This is a genomic window from Kutzneria sp. 744, assembly GCF_000568255.1.
Taxonomy (GTDB): Bacteria; Actinomycetota; Actinomycetes; order Mycobacteriales; family Pseudonocardiaceae; genus Kutzneria.
On the sequence record NZ_KK037166.1, the window covers coordinates 3474609 to 3484131 of the forward strand.

Genomic DNA, 9523 nt, shown 5'->3' on the forward strand with positions numbered 1-9523 from the left:
CAAGGGACGCCCCGAACCCCCCGCGAGTCCCGGTCAGCGTCATAGCGAAAGTCGGTTTTCGTGTGCTGGAGAGCGTGACTCGCGGGGGTTCGGCCCCAAACCCACCACCCCCGCGAGTCACGCTCTCCAGCACACGAAAACCGACTTTCGCTATGACGCTGACCGGGACTCGCGGGGGGTTCGGGGCGTCCCTTGGCCCGGCGGCTCACCCCACCCCGTAGCGGGCATGGCGTGAGGGCTGCTGCCCACCCACATTCCCGGCCCGGAGATCGGTTGGCGGAGCCGCAAAGGCACTCGTGGCCCGCCGACGACCTGCCCGAAACCGCATTTCGGGGTGCCGCTGAGCGTGACTCGCCGGGGTCACAGCAGGCCGGGCACCAGGGTGTCGTGGCCGGCTAGGACCTTGCCGGGGTCCTCGCCCAGGACGGTGTGGAGCATGGTGGCGTAGATGTCGCGGAAGTCGGTGCTGGCCTTGAGGTCGCCGCTGTCGAGGTCGGTGAGGCTGGGCTGCTCGCCGTAGAAGCCGCCGTGGACGCCGTCGCCGATGACGAAGACGGGGCCGGCGGTGCCGTGGTCGGTGCCGTCGCTGGCGTTGGCGCCGACGCGGCGGCCGAACTCCGAGTACACCAGCACGACGACCTTCTTGCCCCGCACACGGTCCACGAACGCCGACAGGGACTGGTCGAGCTCGGTGAGCAGGCGCTGTTGGGTGCCCTTCTCGTCGGCATGGGTGTCGAAACCGCCCAGCGACACGGAGTAGGCCCGCGTAGGCACGCCCGCCTCCACGAGCCCGGCGACGACGTCCAGCTGCGCCGCCAGCTGGCCTTTGTTGCCGCTGCTGGGTTTCACGGCCGGCCCGAGCTTGGTGGCGGTGGTGTGCAGGTCGGCAATGGATCGAGCGACCCGGGCCTGATCCGGCGACTCGCCGCTGGAGGCCTTCCCCAGCAGGGAGAATGCCTTGCCCACGGCCCCGGTCGGCAGCTTCAGGCCGGCCACCGGCAGGGTCGCGCCGGCGGCCCGCTGGCCGGCCATCAGCGGCGGCAGCACGGGTTCGATCGACACCGCCCGCAGCGGGTCGTCGCCGGTCACGTCCAGCCAACGCCCGAGCCAGCCGGTCGGCTGCGGGCTGTCCGGCGAGGCCGTCTGCCAGATGGCCATGGACCGGAAGTGGCTGTGGTCGGGCTTGGGATAGCCGACGCCACGCACGACGGCCAGTCGCTTGTCGTCCCAGAGCTTCTTCAGGCCCTTCATGCCCGGGTTGAGGCCGAGGCCGTCACCCAGGTCGAGCACCTCGTGCGGCTGGTAGGCCAGATCCGGCCGAGCCTTCTGGTACGCCGGGTCCGCGGCCGGGATCACGGTGTTCAGGCCGTCGTTGCCGCCGTAGAGGGTGCAGACCACCAGCACGCCGTCGTCGGGGCTGAGCGGGTCCGAGGTGGCGGCGGCCATCAGGTCGGTCCAGTTCACCTGGGTGGCGCCGGCGGCCAGGGCACCCGCCCCGACGACACCGCTGGCGATGATGAAGCCGCGTCGACTGATTTTCACTGGCTCACCACGTATTCCGGCGCGCAGGCGGCCATCGCCACCAGCTGCGCCCCGTTGAGACCGGCCAATGCCTGAGTGCTGCGCTGGCTCCAGGTGTCGACGCCGAGCGCCTGACCGGCCGCCGCGGCGGACGTGATGTGTGACACGTCGGCGTGCTCGGCGATCAGCTGCGCCAGGTGCAGCCGGGCCAGGCCGGCCGAGGTCGTCAGCCACGACTGCGCGGCCGGCCAGCCGCCGACGCTGGGCGGCTCGAACGGCACCTGCCCCAGGCCCCGCAGGCCGGCCTCCAGCTGAGTGACGGGCAGCTTGGACGGCTGGACGCCCAACGCGCGCATCAGGCCGACGGCCCACTCCACCGGCTGCTTGACCAGGGTCGTCGCCGGATCGCGGAACGCGGGTTCAGCGAGCACGGCGCGCAGCAGCCCCCCGATGGACCGCTGCGTGCCGTAACCCGCGACCAGCCGGTCCAGCGCGTCCGCCGCAAGCGGGGTCGCGCCGGCCAGCCGGAACCACAGCCGGCTCGCCACGAAACGCGGCGAGTCCGGACGATTCACCACGATGTCGACAAATCCGCCGGCATCGAGATTTCCGGTGACTCCCAACACCGTCTTGTCGCCGCTGTCGTGTCGTTTGGGAGCCAACGAGGACGTCATCGCGTCGCGGTTCACGGCCCAGCCGGTGAGCGCGCGGGCGGCCTCGCGCACATCGGTTTCGCTGTAATGGCCGACGCCGAGTGTGAACAGCTCCATGAACTCGCGGGCCAGGTTCTCGTTCGCCGCGCCCACCTTGTTCTGCTGGCCGTCCAGCCACAGCAGCAGGGCCGGGTCCACGATCATCGCCTTGGCCAGCGTCAGGAAGTCGCCGCCGCCGCGGCTGCGCAACGTCTGGTTCTGGTGCAGCATCAGGCGCGCGCTGTGCACCTTCTGCACGCTGGTGGCGAAATGCCCGTGCCAGAACCAGGTCAGCCGCTCCGGCAGCGGCGAGGCGGTGCCGACCATGCGGTCCAGCCACCACTGCACGGCCGTGGTCTGCTGGCCGCGCAACGTCTTCTGCCGCTGCTTGCGCTCCGCGGTGCTGGCCTTCTTGCCGGCCTGCGCCGGCTCCGGGCCGAGATCCGGCAGCGGCGTGGTGTCCGGCGCCTGGGCCAGCACCTGCTCGCAGGCCGCCGCGAATCCTTGCCGTGACAACGATTCCAGCTCGCCCGGGCGCGGGCCGAAGCCCATGCGGTCCAGGAGTCGCCGGGTCGCGGCTCGGTCGTCTAGTTGCGGCACACCTCAGATCGTGCGCGAAAACGGCCCCGGACAGAATGCCCGGGGCCGTTCGCTCAGTGAAGCTTCAGGTGCGCGCGGAGCGCGCGAAGACCAGCACTGCTCACTCGTGGTTGGGCTTCGTGTGGTACTCGAAGACCAGGCCGCCCACGGTGATCAGCACCAGCACGACCGTGATGACGAGCATCCAGGTCTGGAAGAACGCCAGCGACAGCGCGCCGATGGCGGCGGCCAGGGCGATGGCGAACGGCCAATAGCTGCCCGGGCTGAAGAAGCCCAGCTCGCCGGCGCCGTCGCTGACCTCGGCCTCGGTGTCGTCCTCGGGACGCTCCGGGATGCGCCGGGCCACGAACCGGAAGTACGTGCCGGTGATCAGGCACAGGCCGCCGGTCAGGGTCAGCGCCACGATGCCGACCGGCTCCTTGGCCCACAGGCCGTAGACGATCGCCATCAGGAAGCAGAAGCCGGCGACGACCTCGAAGATGCGGGACTCAATCTTCATCGGTTGTTCCTCAGCTTCCGGTCCGGGAGGTGCGGTCCGTGTTGAACGGGTGCGTGGTGGTGGCCAGCGGGGCGCACAGGTCGCCGCAGTTCATCTGGGCCAGCGCCTCGGCCGCGGTGTACCCCTTGCCGGTCTTCGGGTTCACCTTTTCCCGCAGCTGGATGTACTGCTGGAACTCCTCGTCGGGCAGGGCCCGCACCTCGAAGTTCATCGCCGAGTGGTACGCGCCGCACAGCTCGGCGCAGTGGCCGACGAACGCGCCCTTCTGGTCGATCGTGTTCTGGAAGGACGAGTCCTGGTTGTTCTTGTCCGGGTCCGGGAACACGTCGCGCTTGAAGTTGAACGCCGGCACCCAGAACGAGTGGATGACGTCCGTGGACAGCAGGTTGTACTGGATCCACTTGTTGGTGGGCAGCACGAGCAGCGGGATCTCGCTGCTGGAGCCCACCGTGGAGACCGGGTTGCCGTCCGGGCCCTTGGTGTTCTCGTACTTGAAGTCCCAGTTCCACTGGAAGCCGATCACGTCGACCGTGACGTCCGGGGTGTGGCTCTTGTCCGTGACGTAGTTCTCGGTGGTGGCGGTGAAGTAGAACAGCACCGCGACGATGACCACCGGGATGACGGTGTAGACGATCTCCAGCGGGTGGTTGTACTGGAGCTGCTTGGGCAGCTCCTCCGACCGCTTGCGGTGGAAGACCACCGGCCACAGGATCAGGATCGCCACGACCAGGCCGACCGCGAGCGCCGCGACCACGGACCAGGTCCACAGGTCGCGCATCGAGTCGGCCTGCGGGGTGATGCCCACCGGCCAGCCGAAGCGCAGGACCTCGTCGGTCGAACAGCCGCTTGCGGCAACCGCGACCAGGCCGGCCAGCCCGGCGAGTTTGGCGACCCGTGCTTTCCGGGTGCCCTCCATCAGGCGCACTGCTCGCTGCCTCCTCGTGACGGGCCTTGGCGTGACGTGTGACACCACACCATCCGCTGCTCAGCAGCGGTGACGGCACCCCGCCGTCAGTCAGACCGGAGCCTAACCCAGGCGGTGCGGGGCCACCCTTCGGGGGTGATCGAGACGGATCGGGACGGCACGGCCGGGGCAACGGACGGGCCGGGTGCCGCGTCTACCGGTGCGAGCCAACTGGCGCCGGCGGCCCGCCTGCCGCTCGGGCGTCGGCCCGCCATGGGCATACTGGGCTGCGATCCCGGTGTGGAAGTGCCCTGTTTCGATGAGAGGTGCGGTTAGGACGTGTGCGGTCTTCTTGGACTGATCTGTCCCACTGAGAACGCGGCCGCCGCGGCGCGGCCGGCGCTGGCCGGGGCCCTGCACTGCCAGCGGCACCGCGGCCCCGACGAGGTCAACACCTGGCAGGGCGGCGAGGTCGTGTTTTTGTTTTCTATCGGCTGGCCATCATCGACCTGTTAGTACTCCCACCAGCCGCTGCTGTGGGGCCCGCCCGGGCAGGAGAACCGGTACGCGCTGGCCTTCAACGGCGAGATCTACAACTACATCGAGCTGCGGGCCGAGCTGATCGAGCGGTTCGGGGCCCAGTTCCACACCGACGGCGACAGCGAGGTCATCGTCGCCGCGTACCACTACTGGGGCCCGGCGGCGGTGTCCCGGCTGCGCGGCATGTTCGCGTTCATGATCTGGGACAGCGACGAGCGCAGGATCTTCGGCGCCCGCGACCCGTTCGGCATCAAGCCGCTGTACTACGCGGCCGGCCCCGGCGGCATCGCGATGTCCAGCGAGAAGAAGAGCATCCTGCAGCTGGCCGACACGCTGGGCATCGAGCCCAAGCTGGACCGCCGCGCGTTGCAGCACTACCTGATCCTGCAGTACGTGCCCGAGCCGGAGTCGCTGAACACGCACATCCGGCGCATCGAGTCCGGCACCACGTTCACCTTCGCCCCCGGCGGCGAGATCGTGACCGAGCGCTACTTCACGCCCAAGTTCCGCCCGCGCGTGATGCACGGCCCGGCCGACACCACCAAGCTGTACGCCGACATCGCCGACGCGCTGCGCGACTCCGTGGCCAAGCACATGCGCGCGGACGTCACGGTCGGCTCGTTCCTGTCCGGCGGCATCGACTCCACCGTGATCGCGGCGCTGGCCAAGGAGCACAACCCGGACCTCATCGCCTTCACCACCGGCTTCGAGCGGGCCGGCTTCTCCGAGGTGGACGTGGCCGCCGAGTCGGCCGCCGCGATCGGCGTGAAGCACGTGGTCCGGACCGTGTCGGCGGCCGAGATGATGGAGGCCGTGCCGCTGATCACCTGGTACCTGGACGACCCGGTGGCCGACCCGGCGCTGGTGCCGCTGTGGTTCATCGCCCGCGAGGCCCGCCAGCACGTCAAGGTGGTCCTGTCCGGCGAGGGCGCGGACGAGCTGTTCGGCGGCTACACCATCTACCGCGAGCCGCTGTCGCTGGCGCCGTTCGAGAAGGTGCCGGGCGCGCTGCGCAAGGCCATGGGCCGGGTCTCCACCCGTATCCCCGAGGGCGTGCGCGGCAAGGACCTGCTGCGCCGCGGCGCGCTGAGCCTGGAGCAGCGCTACTACGGCAACGCGCGCATCTTCCGTGACGACCAGCTGCGGTCGGTGCTGCGGACCTACAGCTCGTCGGTGACGCACGCCGACGCCACCGCCAAGCCCTACCGCGAGTCGGTGGACTGGGACCCGGTGAGCCGCATGCAGCACGTGGACCTGTTCACCTGGCTGCGGGGCGACATCCTGGTCAAGGCCGACAAGATGACCATGGCCAACTCGCTGGAGCTGCGGGTGCCGTTCCTGGACAACGAGGTGTTCAAGATCGCCTCGCAGGTGCCGATGGAGCAGAAGATCACCCGCGAGACCACCAAGTACGCGCTGCGGCGGGCCATCGCCGACATCATCCCCGCGCACGTGATCAACCGGCGCAAGCTGGGCTTCCCGGTGCCGATCCGGCACTGGCTGCGCGAGGACATGCACCCCTGGGCGCTGGACATCGTGCGCCAGTCGCAGACCGACCACCTGATCGACAAGCAGGCGGTGCTGGCCATGATCGAGGAGCACCGCACCGGCGGCATGGACCACAGCCGCCGCATCTGGGCGCTGCTCATGTTCATGGTCTGGCACGGCATCTTCACCGAGGGCCGCATCAAGCCCGTCATCCCCGAGCCCCAGTACCCGGTCCGCCTCTGACCAAGATCAAGGGACCGATCCTGACGTTCAACGTCAGGAAGGGCCCCTTACTGACGTTGAACGTCAGTAAGGGGCCCTTCCTGACAAAAGGGGTCCTTCCAGGGCCCGGAAATCGAGGACTCCACCGGTAAGGGGCCCTTCCTGACAAAAGGGGTCCTGTCAGGCGGGGAGGATGGCGGCGACGTCGGCGGCGGCTTCGGGGCCGAAGGCGTCGGAGAGGCGGACCAGGGCGGCGGAGCGGTCGAAGGACCACTCCTGCGGGCCGTTGACCTCCAGCACGTGCACGGCGACCAGGGCGCCGAGCTGGGCGGCGCGCTCAAGGCCGAGGCCGCTGCACACGGCGGCCAGGAAGCCGGCGCGGAAGCCGTCGCCGACGCCGGTGGGGTCGACCTTGGCCAGCTCGGGCACGGCCGGCACCTGGAGCGAGCCGACCTCGCGGCCGACGATCTCCACGCCCTTCTCGCCGAGCGTGGTCACGCGCATCTCGACCTGCTCCAGGACGTCGGCCTCGGTCCAGCCGGTCTTCTGGAGCACCAGGCCCCACTCGTAGTCGTTGCTGAACAGGTACTTGGCCCCGGCGACGAAGCGGCGCACCTGGTCGCCGTCCATGCGGGCCAGCTGCTGCGACGGGTCGACGGCGAAGGGCAGGCCGCGCTGCCGGCACTCGTCGGCGTGCTGGATCATCGCGCCCGGGTCGGTGGGGCTGAGCAGCACCAGGTCGAGGCCGCCGGCCCGGTCGGCGATGGCCCCGATCTCGACCATGCCGGTCTCGGCCATCGCGCCCGTGTAGAACGAGGCGATCTGGTTCATGTCGTCGTCGGTGGTGCACATGAACCGGGCGGTGTGCTTGAGCTCGGACACGTAGACCGACCGGCAGTCGACGCCGTGCCGCTCCAGCCACGCGCGGTAGTCGTCGAAGTCCTTGCCGACGGCGCCGCCCAGGATCGGCCGCTGGCCGAGCACGCCCATGCCGAAGGCGATGTTCGCGCCGACCCCGCCCCGACGGACCACAAGGTCGTCGACGAGGAAGCTCAGCGACACGCGGTCAAGGCGTTCGGCGACCAACTGCTCGGTGAAACGGCCCGGAAAGTGCATGAGATGGTCGGCGGCGATACTGCCGATGACAGCGACGGGCACTGTGTCTCTCCCCGATCTTCACTGGTGGGCCACCCGGTCGGGTGGACCTGCTCCGAGTTCGAAAGACTACCGATTGGTAACGGATACCGGTGGTGCGTCCCTCGAACTACCGTCGAGACGTGACCGCTCCTGAGCCCGTTTCGCTGGACCAGCTGATCGACGACTGCGCCGACATCCCGGGCGCCCTGCGACAGCGCACCCGTCCGCTGCCCGCGCCCCGCCGTCCCGCGCCGTGGCGCGTGGACGAGGCCTGCGCGGCTCAGGTCAGCGGTCTCGACGACTACTGACAGACACGACCGCAGACACACGAGAAGGGCCGTCCCCGGCTGGGGACGGCCCTTCTCGTGTTCAGGCCTCGCTCAGTGGAACGAGTCGCCGCAGGCGCACGAGCCGCCCGCGTTCGGGTTGTCGATGGTGAAACCCTGCTTCTCGATGGTGTCCACGAAGTCGATCGTGGCGCCCTGGAGGTACGGCGCGCTCATCCGGTCCACGGCCACCTTGAGGCCGTTGAAGTCGCGGAGCAGGTCGCCGTCGAGGCTGCGCTCGTCGAAGAACAGCTGGTAGCGCAGACCCGCACAGCCACCGGGCTGGACGGCGATGCGCAGGTGCATGTCATCGCGCCCCTCCTGGTCGAGCAGCGCCTTGGCCTTGCTGGCGGCCGTGTCGGTGAGCTCGACGCCGTGCGTCGTCAGCTCCTCGGCCTGCACACCCTGCGAGGCGGTGTCCTGGACGGTCATGGCTCTCCCTCGACGTCCTGCGTAGATCGGTCCCTAGAACGTCCAACGCAAGACGGGTCGGCGTTCATTCCAGCCCCCATGGTAGGACAGTTCAACGCCTATTTGCCCGAGACCACTCACCTGCCACCTCCGCCGCGAGGGCGGCCAGCGTGCCGGCCGGGTCGGCCATCGCTGCGGCCACGGAGCCGGCATGGTCGGCCACCGCGTACGACTGCTCGATCCCCACGGCGCCGGCTTCCCGCCGGCCCACGCTGACCTGACCGGCCAGCACCAGGCACGGAATGCCCCGCTCGGCCGCGCCCGCGGCCACGGCGGTGATCAGCTTCCCGCGCAGCGACTGCCAGTCGAAGCTGCCCTCGCCGGTGATGGCCAGACGGGCCTGGTCCAGCGCCTCGTCCAGCTCGGTCAGGGTCCTGACCAGCGCCGATCCGGACGTGAACTCGGCGCCCAGGGCCAGCAGGCCCGCGCCGAGCCCGCCGGCGGCGCCGGCTCCGGGCCGGTCACGAACGTCCTGGCCGGTGCCCTTGAGCACGTCCGCCCACTGCGCCAGGCCGGCCTCCAGGCGTTCGACGGCGTGCTCGTCGGCGCCCTTCTGCGGGCCGAAAGTGTGGGCGGCGCCGTGCCGTCCGAGCAGGGGATATTCCCACGTCCGAGGCGGCGACGAGGGCGATGCCGGCGTCGGGCAGGAGCACGTCGACGGCCCGCCTCAGGTCCGCCCCGCCGGGCCCGATCGGACTGCCTGTGTCATCGGTCACGTGGCCGCCGAGGGCCCGGATCATTCCCGCGCCACCGTCCGTGGTGCCGGAACCGCCGAGCCCGACGACGGCGGTGGTCATGCCTGCCGCGCGGGCGGCGGCGATGAGCTCCCCGACGCCGTAGGTGGTGGACGTCTCCGGGTCGCGGCGGTCGGTCAGGTGTAGTCCGCACGCCTGCGCCGACTCGATGTAGGCGGTGCCGTCGTGGGCGAGCCAGCGGGCGGTCACAGTCTGGCCGAGGGGGCCCGTCACGCGGGCCTCGTGGATGTCGCCGCCGAGGGCTCCGTGCAGGACCTCGACGAAGCCCGGACCGCCGTCGGCCAACGGGCGCAGCAACAGTTCGTCGGCGGGCGCGGTGCGGCGCCAGCCGGTCGCGATGGCCTCGGCCGCCTCACGGGCCGTCAACG

Annotated in this window: 8 protein-coding genes and 2 pseudogenes; 2 read left to right on the forward strand and 8 right to left on the reverse strand. The window is 70.1% G+C overall.

Features of this window, described 5'->3' with window-relative positions:
- Positions 1-360: 360 nt before the first annotated feature.
- The 4 genes from KUTG_RS15475 to coxB all read right to left on the reverse strand — a co-directional run bounded on the left by KUTG_RS15475 (position 361) and on the right by coxB (position 4228).
- A complete protein-coding gene (locus KUTG_RS15475) occupies positions 361-1542 on the reverse strand; it encodes a DUF1501 domain-containing protein (protein ID WP_043717591.1) in 1182 nt (393 codons plus the stop codon).
- Positions 1539-2813 (reverse strand): DUF1800 domain-containing protein, encoded by a 1275-nt coding sequence (locus KUTG_RS15480; RefSeq protein ID WP_043717593.1) that lies wholly within the window; start codon positions 2811-2813, stop codon positions 1539-1541. Before KUTG_RS15480 ends, KUTG_RS15475 begins: the two co-directional genes overlap by 4 nt.
- Before the next feature lie 100 nt (positions 2814-2913).
- Positions 2914-3312: a cytochrome c oxidase subunit 4 gene (locus KUTG_RS15485; protein ID WP_043717596.1), complete on the reverse strand. Its 399-nt coding sequence runs from the start codon at positions 3310-3312 to the stop codon at positions 2914-2916.
- 10 nt (positions 3313-3322) lie between these two features.
- A complete protein-coding gene (gene coxB, locus KUTG_RS15490; protein ID WP_043729483.1) occupies positions 3323-4228 on the reverse strand; it encodes an aa3-type cytochrome oxidase subunit II in 906 nt (301 codons plus the stop codon).
- Positions 4229-4555: 327 nt separating this feature from the next.
- On the opposite strand from coxB, the pseudogene asnB reads away from it, so the two are divergent.
- Positions 4556-6487, forward strand: a pseudogene (asnB, locus tag KUTG_RS15495) (asparagine synthase (glutamine-hydrolyzing)).
- A gap of 159 nt (positions 6488-6646) precedes the next feature.
- Here the strand turns inward: asnB and KUTG_RS15500 are convergent.
- On the reverse strand, positions 6647-7582 hold the full coding sequence (locus KUTG_RS15500) for a carbohydrate kinase family protein (RefSeq protein WP_043729484.1): 936 nt from the start codon (positions 7580-7582) through the stop codon (positions 6647-6649).
- Positions 7583-7743: 161 nt separating this feature from the next.
- Here KUTG_RS15500 and KUTG_RS61280 point away from each other — a divergent pair, with 161 nt between their 5' ends.
- The gene (locus KUTG_RS61280; RefSeq protein ID WP_198047178.1) at positions 7744-7911 is read left to right on the forward strand and encodes a hypothetical protein; all 168 of its coding nucleotides are present in this window, start codon (positions 7744-7746) and stop codon (positions 7909-7911) included.
- Between the two features lie 72 nt (positions 7912-7983).
- On the opposite strand, the gene KUTG_RS15510 is transcribed toward KUTG_RS61280, so the two are convergent.
- The 3 genes and pseudogenes from KUTG_RS15510 to KUTG_RS65215 form a co-directional block, all read right to left on the reverse strand.
- Complete coding sequence (locus KUTG_RS15510) at positions 7984-8361, reverse strand: HesB/IscA family protein (RefSeq protein WP_043717602.1); 378 nt, start codon at positions 8359-8361, stop codon at positions 7984-7986.
- Positions 8362-8452: 91 nt separating this feature from the next.
- Entirely contained in the window at positions 8453-8995 is a 543-nt protein-coding gene (locus tag KUTG_RS65210; RefSeq protein ID WP_255361025.1) for a glycerate kinase, read from the reverse strand.
- 115 nt (positions 8996-9110) lie between these two features.
- A pseudogene (locus KUTG_RS65215) lies at positions 9111-9521 on the reverse strand (glycerate kinase); the annotation flags it as partial.
- Between the last annotated feature and the right edge of the window lie 2 nt (positions 9522-9523).